The sequence below is a fragment of the Allobosea sp. GW821-FHT10B12 genome (assembly GCF_059415545.1).
This window is the reverse complement of sequence record NZ_JBWKNL010000003.1, coordinates 644141-659966: the sequence shown is the minus strand read 5'-3', so window position 1 is coordinate 659966 and position 15826 is coordinate 644141. Positions and strand designations below refer to the sequence as shown.

Genomic DNA, 15826 nt, shown 5'->3' with positions numbered 1-15826 from the left:
TCAGGCCTCGCCGGGTGCCCGCGCCGCAATCGCCAGTGCGTGCACACCGCTGGCGAGCTCCTCGGACAGCGCCGCATTGACCAGGCGATGGCGTTCGAGCCGGCTCTTGCCAGCGAAGGCCAGCGCGATGATCTCGACGCGGAAATGCGTCTCGCCGCCCTCGCGCCAGCCGGCATGGCCGTGATGCTGGTGCGATTCGTCGATCACCCTGAGATGCTCAGGGGTGAGCTGCGCGGTGAGCTTGCCGGCGATCCGGTCGGCCATGGTCGGCATGCGGGTTTCTCTCGTGTTGCTTGCTCGGCTTCCAGGGCAGTCTCATAATCCCTGTCGGGCGGGGTGGAAACGCGTCTTTCGGTCGGAGGCGGTGATGATGGCGATCTGGCGCAGGTTCGCTCTGGCGCTTTGCGTCGCCGCAATGCCCGCGCTGGCGCAGGATGAAGGGCGCGTCGCCGACTACAAGCAGAGCGAGGCGGTGCTGGCCCGCTACAAGCCGGTGCCGATACCACTCGCGACACCGGCGCTGACGCGTGGCACGCCCGGGCTGACGACGCAGGCCGAGCTCGAAGCCTTCCTCGCCGATCTCGCCGCCAAGGCGTCCGCTCGGGTGGCGCTCGGTTCGCTCGGCACATCGCAGCAGGGGCGCGACCTGCCTTATCTGATCTTCTCGAAGGAGGGGCTGAAGGATCCTTCGGCGCTGAAGGCTTTGGGCAGGCCGGTCGTCTGGTTCGTCGGCCAGCAGCATGGCAACGAGCCGGCCGGGGCAGAGGCGATGCTGGCGCTGGCGCATGACCTGGCGATCGGCGATCTTGGTACCGTGCTCGACAAGCTCGTGGTGGTGATCGTGCCGCGCAGCAATCCCGACGGGGCGACAGCCGACAAGCGGCCCGGCGCCAGCGGCTTCGACCTCAACCGGGACCATCTGCTGCTGACGCTGCCGGAAACGCGGGCGCTGCATGCCAAACTGGCCGAATTGCCGGCCGACGTGATCGTCGACGTGCACGAATTCTCGGTCGCCAATCGCTGGCTGGAGAAGTTCGGCGGACTCAACGCCGCCGATGCGATGATCCTCTATGCCACCAACCCGGCGGTGCCGGCCCCGACGACCAGGATCGCGGCCGATCTGGTCAAGCCCGCCATGGACAAGGCGATGGCGGAGAAAGGCCTGACCTCGTTCTGGTACTTCACCACGAGCTACCGCAAGGACGACAAGCTGGTCTCGATGGGCGGCAATGCGCCGGGCATCGCGCGCAACCTGTTCGGGCTCTCCGGTGCGGTCTCCTTCCTGATCGAGACGCGCGGTGTCGGCTTGCAATTGGAGAACCTGGAGCGCCGCATCGCCACGCATTACGTGATCTCGCGCTCCGTGCTCGATACGGTCGCGGCCAATGACAAGGCCGTGCTGGAGGCGGTGAAGGCGGCTCGGGCGGAACTGGCGCGCAACCACGGCGAGCTGATCGTCGGCCACCGCATCGAGACGGAGACTGTCGCGATCCCGCTGGTCGATCCGGCGACCGGAACGGACATGCCGACCCCGGTCGAGTTTCGCGACTCACGCAAGGTCACGGTGACGAGCCGCCGGGCGCGGCCGGAGGGCTATCTCGTCCTGCCGGCGGGGCAGGCGGCGCTCGATGCGCTCAGGCTCAAGGGCATTACGACCTGCGCGCTCGGCGTGCGTGCGACGCTCGAGGTCGAGGCCTTCATGGTCGAGCAGCAGGGGCCGGTGAAGAAGATCGACCGCGAGAACATCAATCCGGACCAAGCGGTCAAGGTCGAGCTCAGGCCGCGCCGGATGGAGGTACCGGCCAATGCCGTCTTCGTGCCGATGACACAAGCGGGAGCCAATGTGATCGCCGCCTCATTGGAGCCGGATTCTCCGGGCTCTCATGTCGGCGTCGGGGTGGTGGAAACTGCGCCGGCCTCCGGCGAGGCGCCGATCTATCGCGTGCCTCGCGGGACGAAGCTCACGCTCGCGGCCGGGGGCGATGTCGCCTGCGGCCGTTGAGTTCGGTCCGCCGGATCACTACATACCGAGGTTGCCGGCCGTTCCGGGTGGGCCGGGTTCCTTAAGCAATCGAGGCCATGCTTCAGGCCGGACGATTCGCTTGCTGCGGACGCGAGAGCGATCCGCGCGGCGGCCGTCTTGTCGACGCTGCGTTCCGCCCGCATAACCATGAGACGATGAACTTCAATTCGCGCCTTTTCGACCGGATCAGGATCGGCCCTTCCGAGGCGGAAGAGGTGGTCGAGGCAGATGCGCGCCATTGCGACCACCCGGGTTGTACGAAGGCGGGCGAGTTCCGCGCGCCGATGGGGCGCGGCAAGGAAGGCAAGTTCTTCCAGTTCTGCCTCGAGCATGTGAAGGCCTACAACGCCACCTATAACTACTTCGCGGGGATGAACGACGAGGCGCTCGCGGCTTACGCCAAACAGGAAGAGATCGGCCACCGGCCGACCTGGAAGCTCGGCGTCAACGCCAGTGCGGCCCGGATGGCGCAGCGTGGGCGCGTGACCGGCGGACAGGAGAGCGCGGAAGTCGAGGACGCCTTCGGCCTGTTCCGCGGCCGCGTCCGCCGCGAGCAGGAGCGGGCTGAGTCGCGCGTCGGCGTGGTGGCGCGCAAGGCGTTGGAGACGCTCGATCTCGACGAGAGCGCCGATCGCGCCGCGATCAAGGCGCGCTACAAGGAACTGGTGAAGCGCTTCCACCCCGACGCCAATGGCGGCGACCGCTCGCGCGAGGGGCGGCTGCAGGAAATTCTCAAGGCCTACCAGACGCTCAAGAGCAGCGGGCTGGCCTAGCGCGATCCCAGACAGGACATTCGCAAACTCAAGAGCCGCCGGAGAGGCCATGACGACGGATTCGCAGGTGATTGCCCCCGCCGATGCCGATGAGCGCCGGCGTAAGCCGCCGGTCGTGGTCTACCCCAATGGCAGCCTGCCCGGCGCCGACATGGCGATGCTGGCAAAGGCTCGCCAGACGCTGATCAAGCGTGACGAGATCATCGTGCCGCCGCGCGAGGCCGGCAGCTTCCGCGTGCCGAAGGGCCATTTCTTCCGGGTCGTCAGCATCGAGGGGCCGCAGGTTGGCGACCTCAATTTATGGAACGCCGACGATCTCGACGAGCGCTTCTTCAGCGGCAAGACGCGCGCCCTGAACGCGACCCATGTCGGGCTGGGCGACCGGCTCTGGAGCAACCTGCCGTACCTGCGGCCGATGGCGACGATCAGCTATGACACGCTCGGCTGGTACGGCTTCGACCAGGACGGTGCCGGCGTGCACGACGTGATCGGCACGCGCTGCGATCCCTATACCCACCGCTTGCTGGGCGATGGCGGCGACTACCACCATTGCTGCCATTCGAACCTCGCCCGCGCGCTCGGGCAGGCGAGGGGGCTGCCGGCACGCGAGGTCGAGTATCACGTCCACGACGTGCTCAACGTCTTCATGTGCACGGGTTTCACCCGCGACACCCAGCAATACTTCATGAAGGCGAGCCCGGTCCGGCCCGGTGATTTCCTCGAGCTCTTCGCTGAGATCGACCTGCTCGGGGCGATCTCGGCCTGCCCGGGCGGCGATTGCGGCCAGACCCATTCAAGCGACGCCGCAATCTGCCATCCGCTCAAGGTCGAGATCTACGAGGCCGACCCGGCGACGCTCGAAGGCTGGCGCTCACCGCCGCGCAACCCCTATGGGCGCAGCCACGGCGAGCAGGGCTAAAGGTAGGAAGGCTTCGGGGAACTCGCTCCCGTCTTTCCGGGGCAGGCCGCAGGCCTGAGCCCGGAATCCAGAGCCGATACCATTGGTGAAGGAGGCATCGGCCCTCGCAGCATCAATACAAACTGGCATCGGTTCTGGGTTCCGGGCTCTTCGCTACGCGAAGCCCCGGAATGACAATCCGCTTCAGTTCTTCAGCAGCGAGTTCATCCCGTCGGTATCGAGATTGTCCGAGCCGCGCAGATTGCTGCGCTCGGTCGAGTTCGGCTGATCGTCCTGGCCACCGCCCGAGGCGACGCCGCCGCCGCCATCCGCGGCCGGGGCTTGCCCGCCGGCGCCGGCCATCTTGCGCAGCAGGGGGCTGGCCTGGAGCAGCGCGGTCATGCTGGTCGCGGTGTTGTAGCTGTTGGGATCATTGGGGGCGAGGCCGCCCTGCTTGTGCAGCGCGATGCCGGCATTGCCGGCGTTGTAGAGCAGCGAGCCGGACGAGCCACCGAGCGTATCGCAGCGATGGCGCATCTCGGCCGCGTCGCCCTGCTGGCGTGTCGCCATGCAGCGGAAGCGGCTCATTACCTTGGGCCGCCCGGCCGGGTGGTGGATCACCATCAGCGAGGGGGCGCCGCCGGTCGGCGTCGCCGCGAGCTTGACCGAGCCATAGGTCGCGGTCGGATTGCCCTTGGCCTTGACGATGGCGTAGTCGAGGTTGGCGTTGAATTCGACCGGCTTGGGTTCGAGCTCGAAGACCTTCGCGCCCTTGCCGTCCTGCGTCAGGAAATCCATGACGATGATGGCGCGCATCGGCGTCATCTCGCCGCTCTGCGGCAGGCAGTGGTGGTTGGTGAGGACGTAATCGCCCGGCAGCAATTCGCCGGTGCAATGGGCGCCCGACTGCTTGCCGGTCTTGTTGTCCTTCAACAGGATGTCGATGCGTCCGACCGGCTTGGCCATCCTGGCGAGCGGATCGCGCTGGTCGAGCTCCGCGATCGGCTCGAAGGCGCCCTTGTTGTTCTCGATATGGGTCGCGGCGTCGCCGGTGCTCTGCCGGCGCGGCATGCTGACCTTGCCGAAGTCGCTGGGATCGAAGCCCATCGTCTGGGCAGCGGCGGGCGCTGCGAGGACAAAGCAGGCGGCGCCGATCCAGGCGGCGCGAATGGTGCTTCCGGTCAAATTGGTCTGCAGCCATGCGGGCATGCGCTTCATCCTCTCCTCAGCGAATCCCTTGCGGCCCTGCCGGCTGCCGCCATTCAGCCTGATCGGCGCCAGCACTATGGCGGCAATCGAGCGGTTTCGGGACGATAGTCATCCGCACGCGCTTGGGGAAGCCTGAGCCGGTTTCGCGTATGCGGAGAACCCGGGAAGCCAGGTAGCAAAATACGCGTTGAGAGACACCAAAACGCGAGTCGTCCCGGGCGACCGCAGGGAGACCCGGGACCCATGCCTGAACCTTAATCGGAAAGGCTCCGGAATGGATCCCGGATCTTCGCTAAGCTCCGTCCGGGACGACGCGGTGGTTGGGAGGCCTAGTAGTTCAGCCCTTCTTCGCCGCCAGCCCGGCGACGTCGGCGATGATGCCGTCGAGGGCGAAGTCCTTGGGCGTATAGACCCGGGCGACGCCCATGTTCTTCAGCGCGTTCTCGTCATCGGGCGGGATGATGCCGCCGACCACCACGGGGACGTCCATGCCGGCGACGCGCAGTCGCGCGGTGACGTCGCGCACCAGCGGCAGATGCGAGCCGGAGAGGATGGAGAGCCCGATGATGTCGGCCTCGGTCTCTTTGGCCTGCGTCACGATTTCCTCCGGCGTCTGGCGGATGCCGCCATAGGAGACCTGCATGCCGGCATCGCGTGCCCGCACCGCGATCTGCTCGGCGCCATTCGAATGGCCGTCCAATCCCGGCTTGCCGACGAGGAAGCGCGGCGTGCGGCCGAGCTTCTCGGTCGCCAAGGCGACGGCTGCCTTGACGGTGGCAAGGCCGGTATCGTCGCCGAGTTTGCTCGTATCGACTCCGGTGGGAGCGCGGTATTCGCCGAAGATCTCGCGCAGGGTCTGCGCCCATTCGCCGGTGGTGACGCCGGCCTTGGCGCAGGCGATCGAGGCCGGCATGACGTTGCGGTCCTCCTTGGCGGCGCTGGCGAGCTCGGATAGGGCAGCTTCGACCGCCTTGCCGTCACGCGCGGCGCGCCAGGCTTTCAGCCGACCAATGGCCTCGATCTCGACCGAATCCGGCACGGTGACGACGGCGCCGTCGCCGGCCGAGAGCGGCGAGGGCTCGCTGGTGGTGAATTTGTTGACGCCGACGACGATCTGCTCGCCGCGCTCGATCGCCTCGATGCGCTTGGCGCCGTTCTCGACCAGCGCCATCTTCATGTAGCCGCTCTCGACGGCGGCGAGCGCGCCGCCCATGGCGTCGATCTTCGCCAATTCCTCCAGTGCGGCCGTCTTCAACGCCTCGACCTTGGCGTCGACCTCCTTCGAGCCGTCGAAGATGTCGCCGAATTCAAGCAGGTCGGTCTCATAGGCCAGCACCTGCTGCATGCGCAGCGACCATTGCTGGTCGAAGGGGCGGGGCAGGCCGAGCGCCTCGTTCCAGGCCGGCAATTGCACGGCGCGGGCGCGGGCCTTCTTCGACAGCGTCACCGCCAGCATCTCGATCAGGATGCGGTAGACATTGTTCTCGGCCTGCGGCTCGGTCAACCCGAGCGAATTGACCTGGACGCCATAGCGGAAGCGGCGGTGCTGCTCCTCCAGCACGCTGAAGCGCTTCAGCGTGATCTCGTCCCAGAGATCGACGAAAGCCCGCATCTTGCAGAGCTCGGTGACGAAACGCATGCCGGCATTGACGAAGAAGGAGATGCGGCCGACGACGCCGCCGAACTCCTCGGGCGCTACTTCCGGCCGGGCCTTGATCGATTCCAGCAGGGCGATCGCGGTCGCCAGCGCGAAGGAGAGCTCCTGAACCGGCGAGGCGCCGGCCTCCTGCAAATGGTAGGAGCAGACATTGGTCGGGTTCCATTTCGGCAGTTCGCGCGCCGTGAACACGACGATGTCGGTGGTGAGCCGCATCGAGGGACGCGGCGGGAAGACGTAAGTTCCGCGCGACAGGTATTCCTTGACGAGGTCGTTCTGGGTCGTGCCCTGGAGGGCGGCGCGATCGGCGCCCTGTTCGTCGGCGGTGGCGATGTAGAGCGAGAGCAGCCAGGCCGCCGTCGCATTGATCGTCATCGACGTGTTCATCTGCGCCAGCGGGATCTCGGCGAACAGCGCCCGCATGTCGCCGAGATGGGTGATGGGCACGCCGACCTTGCCGACCTCGCCGCGCGACAGGACATGGTCGGGATCGTAGCCGGTCTGGGTCGGCAGGTCGAAGGCGACGGAGAGGCCGGTCTGGCCCTTGGCGAGGTTGGTCCGGTAGAGCTTGTTCGATTCGGACGCGTCGGAATGGCCGGCATAGGTCCGGAAAATCCAGGGCTTGTCGCGCTGGACCTGATTCCGAAGCGGATCGATCGCGTTCATGGTCGCTCCCTGCCGTGCCGTCTTGATGTGCTCGTGCAATCTCGATTGTTGCACTGCAGCGAAGATAACGCCAGTGGGCTGCGGCGTCGCCTACGACATTGGGAGAAGGCCCGCTGAGCCCGGTTGGGCCGAGGCCGAAGCACGTCAGGGTTGCGACAGGGGCATGCTCGCTCGGCCATCCTGTCGATTGACTGTCTCCGTCGGCCATTCGCAGATTGTCGCCAGCCGCAGGGATAACCTTGCGCAACGATCAAGCGACGCATTCGACGCAATACGCCCTGCCGACAGGCAGGGTGGCGCGTGGCGATGACGTCGCTGCAATGGAGGAAACCGATGTCGAAAGCGATCATGCTCGCCGCCGCGTTCACCGCGGTCCTGGCGCCGGCGGCCCTGGCGCAAGCGCCGGCGGGCGACCGCTGGACGATCATTCATGCAGGCTCGGTGCTCGCCGTCCCCGGCACACCGGCCCGGGCCAAGACCAGTATCATCGTCAAGAACAGCCTGATCCAGGAGCTGAAGGACGGCTTCGTCGCGGCGGACAGCATCGGCGCCCCGGCGCAGTCGGTGACGGTGGTCGATCTCAGCGACCGCTATGTGCTGCCGGGCCTGATCGACTCCCACGTCCACATCACCTCGGAGCGGGCGCGCGACACCGAACTCCAGCGCGTCAAGAAGACCGGCGAGAACGTCGCGCTCGACGGCGTCGTCTACGCCAGGCGCACGCTCGATGCCGGCTTCACCACGGTGCGCGATCTCGGTTCGCGTGGGGCGCCGGCGCTCGCCTTGCGCGATGCGATCCGCCGGGGGCAGGTGCCCGGGCCGCGGATCGTCGCGGCCGGACAGTCGATCTCGGCGACCGGCGGCCATTCCGACATCAACGGCTTCGCGCCCGACGTCTTCCCGGAGCTCGGCGAGAACATCTGCAATGGCCGCGAGCAATGCCGCCATGCGGCGCGCAACCAGATCAAGCGCGGCGCCGACGTGATCAAGATCACGGCGACCGGGGGCGTGCTAAGCAATACGGCGGCCGGTACCGGCAAGCAGATGTTCGACGACGAGCTCGAGGGCATCGTCGAGGCCGCCCATGCCATGGGGCGCAAGGTGGCGGTGCACGCCCATGGCGCCGATGGCGTCAATGCGGCGCTGCGGGCCGGCGTCGACTCGATCGAGCACGGCACCTATCTCAATGACGAGTCGATCGCCCTGTTCAAGAAGAGCGGCGCCTATCTCGTCCCGACCGTGCTCGCCGGCGCGACTGTGGTGAAGATGGCGGACGAGGAGGGCTTCCTGCCGCCGGCGGTGCGCGACAAGGCGCGGCAGGTCGGCCCGCTGATGCTCGACATGCTCGGGCGCGCCTATCGCGGCGGCGTCAAGATCGCCTTCGGCACCGATACCGGCGTCAGCGAGCACGGCAACAATGCCGAGGAGTTCGCGCTGATGGTCAAGGCCGGCATACCCGCTGATATCGCGATCCGGATGGGCACCGTCGATGCCGCCGACCTGCTCGACCTCTCCAAGCAGATCGGCACGCTCGAGCCCGGCAAGGCCGCCGATGTGATCGCGGTCGCCTCCGATCCGACCAAGGACATCACTGAATTGCAGCGCGTGCTGTTTGTGATGAGCAATGGCCGCGTCCACAAGGCGGCGCCGGCCAAGGTCGCGGCGAAGTAGGCGCGAGCAGCATCAACCCCGGTCCGCCTCGCGTGCGGGCCGGGCAGGCTGCGCCTTCCGGCTCGGAGTCTGGCCGGGGACGCTCAGCAGCCGGTTCGAGCTCTGCGTCTCCAGGATGACCATGGTCGAGGTCTCGGCGACGCAGGGGATGGCCTGCAGGGCTTCCCTGATGAAGCTGCGCAGCGCCTCGATGTCCTTGACCCAGACGCGCAGGAGATAGTCGACATTGCCGGTGACCAGCAGGCATTCGGTGATCTCGGGCTGGGCGCGGATCGCGGTCATGAACTGCTCGGCGGCGTCCGGGCTCTGCTTGGCGAGCTTGACGCTGACCATCACGCAGATGCTGAAGCCGAGCGCCGTCGGGCTGATCTTCGCCGCATAGCCCTCGATGACGCCGGCTTCCTCCAGCCGCTTGATGCGGCGGGCACAGGGCGTCGGCGAAAGGCCGACCGCCTCGGCCAGTTCGAGATTGGAGACGCGGCCATTCTGCTGCAGCTCGGCCAGGATCTTCTGGTCGATGCGATCCAGTTCGATCATGAGCGAATTTCACTCCGTAAATTTCGTCTAAAGGTGATAAAACGCGCCGATCATGTAAAGCGATCGATCATTGCACGGATGTCTCGTGCTTGACGTGTTACATCTTCGCGTGAGGGCGATGGTTTCGCTCGAAGGAAGATGGTGCAGGCGTCATGGTGACTTCTGATATGCGGCAGCCGGGAGAGCGGCCGGCTCTGGCCCATTGGCTCTCGACCGGCAACAGCATCACCCAGCAGTTCATGGCGATCGGCGGGCGGCTCGATGTCGTCAGCCTCGCCGGCGGCCTGCCCGCGAGCGAGATCTACCCGGTCGAGGCGATCGCCGCGGCGCAGGAGCGGGCGCTGACGCGCTGGGCACGCAGATCCTCGAATACGGCGCGATCGAAGGCCTGCCGGCACTACGGGCTGCGATCGCCGAGCGTTTCAGCGCGGCGACCGGACGCCGCTTCGGGCCCGAGAACGTGCTGCTGACGACGGGCGCGATGCAGGGGCTCGATCTCGTCGGCAAGGCGCTGGTCGATCCCGGCGAGATGATCCTCTCGCAATTCCCGACCTATCTCGGCGCGCTCGACGCCTGGCGCCCGCGCATGCCGCGCTATGAGAAGCTCGACTGGAGCCTGCAGGCGCCGGGGCATGATGCGGCGTTGCGCCAGGCCAAGTTCGTCTACGCCGTGCCGAACTATTCCAACCCGACCGGCGTGCTGGTGCCGCAGGATCAGCGCGCCGCCCTGCTCGACAAGGTCGAGGCGGCCGGGACCTGGCTGCTCGAGGACGATCCCTATCTGCCGCTGCAGTTCGACGGGCCGACCGGGCCGAGCCTCCTCGCCCATCACGCGCAGCGCCATCCGAACGGCGCCTATGCCGGGCCGGTGATCTATCTGGGCACGCTGTCGAAGAGCCTGGCGCCCGGCCTGCGCGTCGGCTGGGTCGTCGCCGAGGCCTCACTGATCGCGACGCTGGCGCTGGCCAAGCAGTCGACCGATATCGCCTCCAGCCTGCTGACGCAGGCGATCGCGCTGGAGATGATCGAGAGCGATTTCGAGGCGCAGCATATCCCGAAGATCGTCGCGACCTATCGCGAGCGGCGCGATGCACTCTGCGCGGCTGCGGCCGAGCACCTCTCCGACTGGTTCGAGTGGGAGGTGCCGCCGGGCGGCATGTTCGTCTGGATGCGGGCGAAGGACGAGGCGATCGACACCGATGCGCTCTACACCCATGCGCTGGCCGAGAACGTCGCCTTCGTGCCGTCGAGCGTGTTCGATCCCTCGGGGACGCTGAAGAGCGCGATGCGGGTCAATTTCACCCGCTCGCGTCCGGAGGTGCTGGTCGAGGGCGTGCGCCGGCTGGAGCGGGCGGTGCGCCGTCTTCTCGCCGAGCAGCCCGGTCGGGCGGCCTGAACCAACAAGCCATAAGAACCGAGGAAACGCCTATGCCGACCCGTCTCGCCGCGCCCGCCCATCCGCGCCTGTCGCAAGCCCTGATCGATGCCTGGCAGGCGGTGCCGAGCTCGGTGATCGCCGACCAGCTCGGCGGCATCGGCCATGCCGATCCGGCGATCCGGCCGATCCGTCCCTTCGCGCCGGGCAAGCGTCTGGTTGGCCAGGCGATCACCGCCTGGTGCGAGCCGGCCGATTACGGGCCGGTGCATCATGCGATCAGCGTCGCCGAGCGCGGCGACGTCATCGTGGTCGCGGCCGGCGGGCGCAAGGATGCGGCGATGATCGGCGACCTGCTCGGCGGGGCGGCGCGGCGCAAGGGCATTGCCGGCGTCGTCGTCGACGGCGCGGTGCGCGATGTCGGGCCGGTTTCGCAATGGCCGGACTTCGTCTTCTTCTCGCGCTGGGTCATGCCGCGCGGCCCGTCCTCGATGGAGCGCGGCGTCGTCAACGGGTCGATCGTCTTCGGCGGCGTCGCGGTATCCCCGCACGATCTCGTCGTCGGCGACGATGACGGGCTCGTCTTCGTGCCGCATGGGCTAGTCGAGGCCAAGCTCGCGCCGTGCCTGGCGCGGGTGAAAGCCGAGGCCGAATGGGAGGTGCTGCTCGCCGGCGGCGCCTCTACGGTCGAGACCTTCAAGGTGCCGCCGATGGAGAAGCTCTGACCGAGGTCAGAAGCGCTCGACCCAGGGCCGGAGCTCGACCTCGAGCGACCAGGCGCTGCGCGGCTGCCGGAGTACGTCGAGATAGCTCTGGGCGATGGCGTCCGGGTCGAGCGTGTTGTCGTCCGTATCCGGATGACGGGTGCTGCGCACGGCGCCGTCGATGACGAAATGCGCGACATGGATGCCCTTCGGCCCGAGCTCGCGCGCGGCGCTCTGGGCGAGGCCGCGCAAGGCGAACTTGCCCATGGCGAAGGGCGGCGACAGCGCGAAGCCCTTGATGCCGGCGGTCGCGCCCGTCAGCAGGATCGCGCCGCGGCCATGTGGCAGCATCCGCCGCGCAGCCTGCTGCGTCACCAGGAAGGCGCCATAGGCGGTGACCGCGAGCGCCTGCGCGACCCCAGCCGGATCGAGCTCGGCAATCGGCCCGCGCAACCGGCCGCTGGCGTTGTAGATGACGACATCGGGCTCGCCGATCCCGTCGCCCGCCGCCTCGAACAGGCTTGCGACGGCGGCCGGATCGGAGGCATCGACCTGGAAGGTCGCGGCGCCCGTCTCGGCTGCGAGTGTGGCGAGCTTCTCGGTGTTGCGGGCGGCGAGCCCGACCTTGACGCCTTGCGCCGCCAGGGCGCGGGCGAGCGAGGCGCTGATGCCGGAGCCGGCGCCGACGATCAGGGCGCTGCGATAGGGCAGGGAGGTCATAATGAGGTCTCCGTTCAGGCGGCGGCGGGCACGGGCTTGGCCTCGCCGCCGCGCATCATGATGCAGAAGCCGGCGGCGAAGAGGCAGAGCGCGCCGGCGATGAAGAAGGCCGGCAGGTAGCTGTCATAGACGGTGCGGCTGAAGCCGGCGCCATAAGCGGCGAAGGCGGCGCCGAGCTGGTGGCCGGTGAAGACCCAGCCGAAGACCAGCGTGGCCTTCTCACCGAAGCGGTCGGCAGCGATCTTGATCGTCGGCGGCACGGTCGCGACCCAGTCGAGCCCGTAAAAGATCGCGAAGATCGAGAGGCCGTAGAAGGAGAAGTCGGTGAAGGGCAGGAAGAGCAGCGAGAGCCCGCGCAGGCCGTAATACCAAAACAGCAGCCAGCGGCTGTCATAGCGGTCCGAAAGCCAGCCGGAGCCGACCGTGCCGAGGAAGTCGAAGATGCCGATCACCGCGAGCACGCTCGCCGCCGTCACCGCCGCCATGCCGTAATCGCCGCAGAGCGCGACGAAATGGGTCTGGACCAGCCCGTTGGTGCTGGCGCCGCAGACGAAGAAGGTGCCGAACAGGATCCAGAAGGTGCTGGTCTTCGCGGCGTCGCGCAGCGCGACGATCGGGGAGGCGAGCATCGCCCCGAGGCTGGCTGGCTGCGCCGGGGCCGGCACGATCTGCGTGCCACCATAGGGCGCAAGGCCGACATCGGCCGGCCGGTCGCGCATCAAAGCGAGGATGCCGATTGCCGCGAGAGCGATCATGCCGAGCACGAAGGTCATGGCGGCGCGCCAGCCGACCTGCTCGGTCAGGGCCGCGAGCAAGGGCAGGAAGACGAGCTGGCCAGTTGCGGTGCTGGCGGTGAGCAGGCCGACGACGAGGCCGCGGCGCTGCACGAACCAGCGCGTCGCGATGGTGGCGCCGAGCACCATGGCGGTGAGCCCGGTGCCGAAGCCGAGCACGATCCCCCAGAGCAGCACCAGCTGCCAGAGCTGCGTCATGAAGAAGGAGCCGATGATGCTCGCAGCGATCAGGCTGAGTGCGACCATCGCGACGGGGCGGACGCCGAAGCGGTTCATGAAGGCGGCGGCGAAGGGCGCCATGAGGCCGAACAGCAGCAACCGGATCGCCAGCGCCGAGGAGATCTCGGAGGTCGCCCAGCCGAATTCCTTCTGCAGCGGCAGGATCAAGACGCCGGGCGCACCGACGGAGCCGGCGGTGACCAGCATGGTCAGGAAGGTCACAGCCGCGACGGCCCAGCCATAATGGATGCCGCGGCGGGCGAAGGTGGCGGCGAGGCCGACCGGTTGAATTGGTTCTGCGAGATCCGTCGGCATCATTGGCTCCTTTTGCGGGTATATGCCCGCATATGCATGAGAAAATCAGAGTGAATCGAGTGCGGTGTGCAACTGGCGCATGAATTCGACACCGAGGCGGTCGTCGAGCGACTTCTGTGCGCCGTCCCAGAGGGGAGCGCCGTCTTCCAGAACCTTGTGGCCGGCATCGGTCAACGCGACCGTGGCTTCACGTTGGTCTTCGCCACGGCCGAGCGCGACGAGGCCCATCTTCTCGAGCACGCGGACATTGCGGCCGATGGTCGAGCGGTCGAGCTCGACGCGGCGGCCGAGCGCGGTCAGGGTCACCGGTTCGACCCGGGCGATCGAGCGCATCAGGCTGAACTGCGCGATGTTGACCCCGACCGGAGCGATCGTCTCGTCATAGAAGGCGATCATCCGGCGCGAGGCCGAGCGCAGGGTCGTGCAGATGCAGGGAACCGACATGGGTTGCGGGTATATGCCCGTGTGACGCTGATTGCAAGCCCATAGCCATCTCCAAGTGAAACTCGGGGCTTCTGCCGAGCTTGCAATCGCCGCAGCTTTCGATATTCTACCTACTAGAAGGTAGATGCTTTATGTCCAATATTGCCAACAGGTCCGATGATATCCTGATTTGTGCACGTACGCTGATCGTCGCGGGCGGGTACCATGGCTTCAGCTATGCCGATATCGCCAAGGTGATCGGTATCCGCAACGCCAGCATCCACTATCATTTTCCCAGCAAGGCCGAGCTGGTCCGCACTCTCGTCGCGCGGTATCGGGACGAGGCCGAAGCGGGGCTCGCGGCGCTGGAACGGGATATTCCCGATCCCGCTGGGCAGTTGCGTGCTTATGCCGGCTTCTGGGAAAGCTGCATCGCCGACTCGACCGCCCCGTTCTGCATCTGCGCCCTGCTCGCGAGCCAGATTCCGGTCCTGCCCGAAGAGGTCGGGACAGAGGTGCGCGCTCATTTTCGAATGCTGTCGGCCTGGCTGAGCCGGGTCATGACGCATGGCGCCGAGGAGGGCAGCTTGCGACTGGCCGCAACGGCTGATGCCGAGGCTGAGATGTTCATGGCCGCCATCCATGGGGCCATGCTGTCGGCGCGCGCGCATGGTGATGCCAAGGTGTTCGGCACCGTGCTCCACCCGCTGCTGCACCGACTTACGATCTGAGATTAAGCTCCGACGAGAGCGGAGCGATAACGCGCATTCGTCTACCGACTAGTAGGTAGATGAGCTTTGCCTGAGCAGGAAGGACTGTCCAATGTTCGGAATTTCGCCACTAGGCTGGGTGCACACGCTCGGTGCTTTGCCTGCCATTCCGGCAGCTGCGTATATGTTCGCCCGGCACGGCCGCATCATACCCTGGTCGAAGGCGGGCGTGGTCTACTTTGCCTCGATGCTGATCGGTAGCGCGACGGTTTTCGTCGTCACGCATCAGCCGGCCGGCTACGTCATCGGCGCGATCACGATCGTGCTGTTGCTTGCGGGCTATGGCGCCGGCCAGGTTCGCAGTCTGGGGCGTGCTGGCACTTACATTGAAACGGTCTGCCTGAGCCTCAGCGCGTTTCTGCTGATGTTGCCGACTGTCACCGAAATCCTGCGCCGCGTGCCGGACGGCCATCCCTTCGTCACCGAGTTGAACTCGCCGCTCCTCCTGGGCGCGCAGGCGAGCCTCCTCGCCCTTTTGATCGTCGGCCTGACGATCCAGATCGTCTACCTGCGTAGGCAGAACGGGACCGCTGCCAGTTAGCGCAGGCGCGGGCGCTAGTTCCGCCCTTCCGGGAGGCGCGGCAGCGGCAGGAACTCGACGCCTTCCTCATGCAGCATCTGGGCGTCCTCAGCGGAGGCCTCGCCATAGATGGCGCGGTTCTCGCTCTCGCCGTGATGGATCTTCAAGGCCTCCTCGGCGAAGCGCTTGCCGACGGGCTCGGCATTTGCGGCGACATGCTCGTGGAGCGCGGTCAGCATGGCGCGGAACGCCATCTCCTTCTCGCCCATCAGTGCGGCCGGCTGGATGGCGGGAGCAGGGGAGGGAGCGGGGACGGGCGATGGTGCCGGAGCCTCAGGCGCAGGTTCGGCCGGCCGCGGGCCGCGATCGGTCCGGGCCACGGCCGGGGCCATCACGGCGCGCTCGACCTTGGCGCTGTCGCAGATCGGGCAGGTGACGAAACCGCGCTTGGCCTGATCGTCGAAGCTGCCGGAACTCGCGAACCAGCTCTCGAACTCATGGGCGTTGTCGCAGATCAGGGTGTAACGGATCATGTCAACTCAAAGGGCCTGC

The 15826-nt window shown here is 67.0% G+C and carries 17 protein-coding genes; 9 read left to right on the top strand and 8 right to left on the bottom strand.

The genetic code is table 11. The features are described 5' to 3' along the window. The gene (locus tag AC07O0_RS13200; RefSeq protein WP_494624210.1) at positions 1 to 264 is read right to left on the bottom strand and encodes a BolA family protein; all 264 of its coding nucleotides are present in this window, start codon (positions 262 to 264) and stop codon (positions 1 to 3) included. Positions 265 to 370: 106 nt separating this feature from the next. Here AC07O0_RS13200 and AC07O0_RS13195 point away from each other — a divergent pair, with 106 nt between their 5' ends. The 3 genes from AC07O0_RS13195 to AC07O0_RS13185 all read left to right on the top strand — a co-directional run bounded on the left by AC07O0_RS13195 (position 371) and on the right by AC07O0_RS13185 (position 3715). Beyond that, the gene (locus AC07O0_RS13195) at positions 371 to 2002 is read left to right on the top strand and encodes a M14 family metallopeptidase (RefSeq protein WP_494623654.1); all 1632 of its coding nucleotides are present in this window, start codon (positions 371 to 373) and stop codon (positions 2000 to 2002) included. Between the two features lie 176 nt (positions 2003 to 2178). Then, positions 2179 to 2796 (top strand): J domain-containing protein, encoded by a 618-nt coding sequence (locus AC07O0_RS13190; protein ID WP_454024893.1) that lies wholly within the window; start codon positions 2179 to 2181, stop codon positions 2794 to 2796. Positions 2797 to 2845: 49 nt separating this feature from the next. Continuing rightward, positions 2846 to 3715, top strand: a complete 870-nt coding sequence (locus tag AC07O0_RS13185) for an urea carboxylase-associated family protein (protein WP_494623651.1) — start codon at positions 2846 to 2848, stop codon at positions 3713 to 3715. 183 nt (positions 3716 to 3898) lie between these two features. Here the strand turns inward: AC07O0_RS13185 and AC07O0_RS13180 are convergent, their stop codons facing one another. Then, positions 3899 to 4903, bottom strand: coding sequence for a trypsin-like serine peptidase (locus tag AC07O0_RS13180; protein ID WP_494623649.1), 1005 nt, complete (start codon positions 4901 to 4903; stop codon positions 3899 to 3901). A gap of 337 nt (positions 4904 to 5240) precedes the next feature. Further along, on the bottom strand, positions 5241 to 7226 hold the full coding sequence (locus AC07O0_RS13175) for a protein meaA (protein ID WP_494623645.1): 1986 nt from the start codon (positions 7224 to 7226) through the stop codon (positions 5241 to 5243). 333 nt (positions 7227 to 7559) lie between these two features. Between AC07O0_RS13175 and AC07O0_RS13170 the strand changes: the two genes are divergently transcribed. Further along, entirely contained in the window at positions 7560 to 8897 is a 1338-nt protein-coding gene (locus AC07O0_RS13170; RefSeq protein WP_494623643.1) for a metal-dependent hydrolase family protein, read from the top strand. A 12-nt stretch (positions 8898 to 8909) separates the two neighbouring features. Here AC07O0_RS13170 and AC07O0_RS13165 read toward each other — a convergent pair whose 3' ends face one another. Next, positions 8910 to 9434: an Lrp/AsnC family transcriptional regulator gene (locus AC07O0_RS13165; protein ID WP_494623640.1), complete on the bottom strand. Its 525-nt coding sequence runs from the start codon at positions 9432 to 9434 to the stop codon at positions 8910 to 8912. 152 nt (positions 9435 to 9586) lie between these two features. Here AC07O0_RS13165 and AC07O0_RS13160 point away from each other — a divergent pair, with 152 nt between their 5' ends. From AC07O0_RS13160 to AC07O0_RS13150, 3 genes are read left to right on the top strand one after another with little or no spacing between them, the layout of a single operon-like run. Further along, a complete protein-coding gene (locus AC07O0_RS13160; protein ID WP_494624230.1) occupies positions 9587 to 9904 on the top strand; it encodes a hypothetical protein in 318 nt (105 codons plus the stop codon). Beyond that, on the top strand, positions 9796 to 10830 hold the full coding sequence (locus tag AC07O0_RS13155; RefSeq protein WP_494624208.1) for an aminotransferase-like domain-containing protein: 1035 nt from the start codon (positions 9796 to 9798) through the stop codon (positions 10828 to 10830). Before AC07O0_RS13160 ends, AC07O0_RS13155 begins: the two co-directional genes overlap by 109 nt. Before the next feature lie 32 nt (positions 10831 to 10862). Next, the gene (locus AC07O0_RS13150; RefSeq protein WP_494623638.1) at positions 10863 to 11534 is read left to right on the top strand and encodes an RraA family protein; all 672 of its coding nucleotides are present in this window, start codon (positions 10863 to 10865) and stop codon (positions 11532 to 11534) included. A 6-nt stretch (positions 11535 to 11540) separates the two neighbouring features. Here the strand turns inward: AC07O0_RS13150 and AC07O0_RS13145 are convergent, their stop codons facing one another. The 3 genes from AC07O0_RS13145 to AC07O0_RS13135 all read right to left on the bottom strand — a co-directional run bounded on the left by AC07O0_RS13145 (position 11541) and on the right by AC07O0_RS13135 (position 14005). Then, on the bottom strand, positions 11541 to 12233 hold the full coding sequence (locus AC07O0_RS13145) for an SDR family NAD(P)-dependent oxidoreductase (protein WP_494623635.1): 693 nt from the start codon (positions 12231 to 12233) through the stop codon (positions 11541 to 11543). A 14-nt stretch (positions 12234 to 12247) separates the two neighbouring features. After that, positions 12248 to 13537 (bottom strand): MFS transporter, encoded by a 1290-nt coding sequence (locus AC07O0_RS13140; protein ID WP_494624205.1) that lies wholly within the window; start codon positions 13535 to 13537, stop codon positions 12248 to 12250. Positions 13538 to 13606: 69 nt separating this feature from the next. Continuing rightward, positions 13607 to 14005, bottom strand: coding sequence for a MarR family winged helix-turn-helix transcriptional regulator (locus AC07O0_RS13135; protein ID WP_494623632.1), 399 nt, complete (start codon positions 14003 to 14005; stop codon positions 13607 to 13609). Between the two features lie 131 nt (positions 14006 to 14136). Between AC07O0_RS13135 and AC07O0_RS13130 the strand changes: the two genes are divergently transcribed. After that, a complete protein-coding gene (locus AC07O0_RS13130; RefSeq protein WP_494623630.1) occupies positions 14137 to 14715 on the top strand; it encodes a TetR/AcrR family transcriptional regulator in 579 nt (192 codons plus the stop codon). Between the two features lie 91 nt (positions 14716 to 14806). After that, positions 14807 to 15295 (top strand): hypothetical protein, encoded by a 489-nt coding sequence (locus AC07O0_RS13125; RefSeq protein ID WP_494623628.1) that lies wholly within the window; start codon positions 14807 to 14809, stop codon positions 15293 to 15295. A 14-nt stretch (positions 15296 to 15309) separates the two neighbouring features. Here AC07O0_RS13125 and AC07O0_RS13120 read toward each other — a convergent pair whose 3' ends face one another. Then, a complete protein-coding gene (locus tag AC07O0_RS13120; RefSeq protein WP_494623625.1) occupies positions 15310 to 15807 on the bottom strand; it encodes a DUF1178 family protein in 498 nt (165 codons plus the stop codon). Positions 15808 to 15826: the final 19 nt, after the last annotated feature.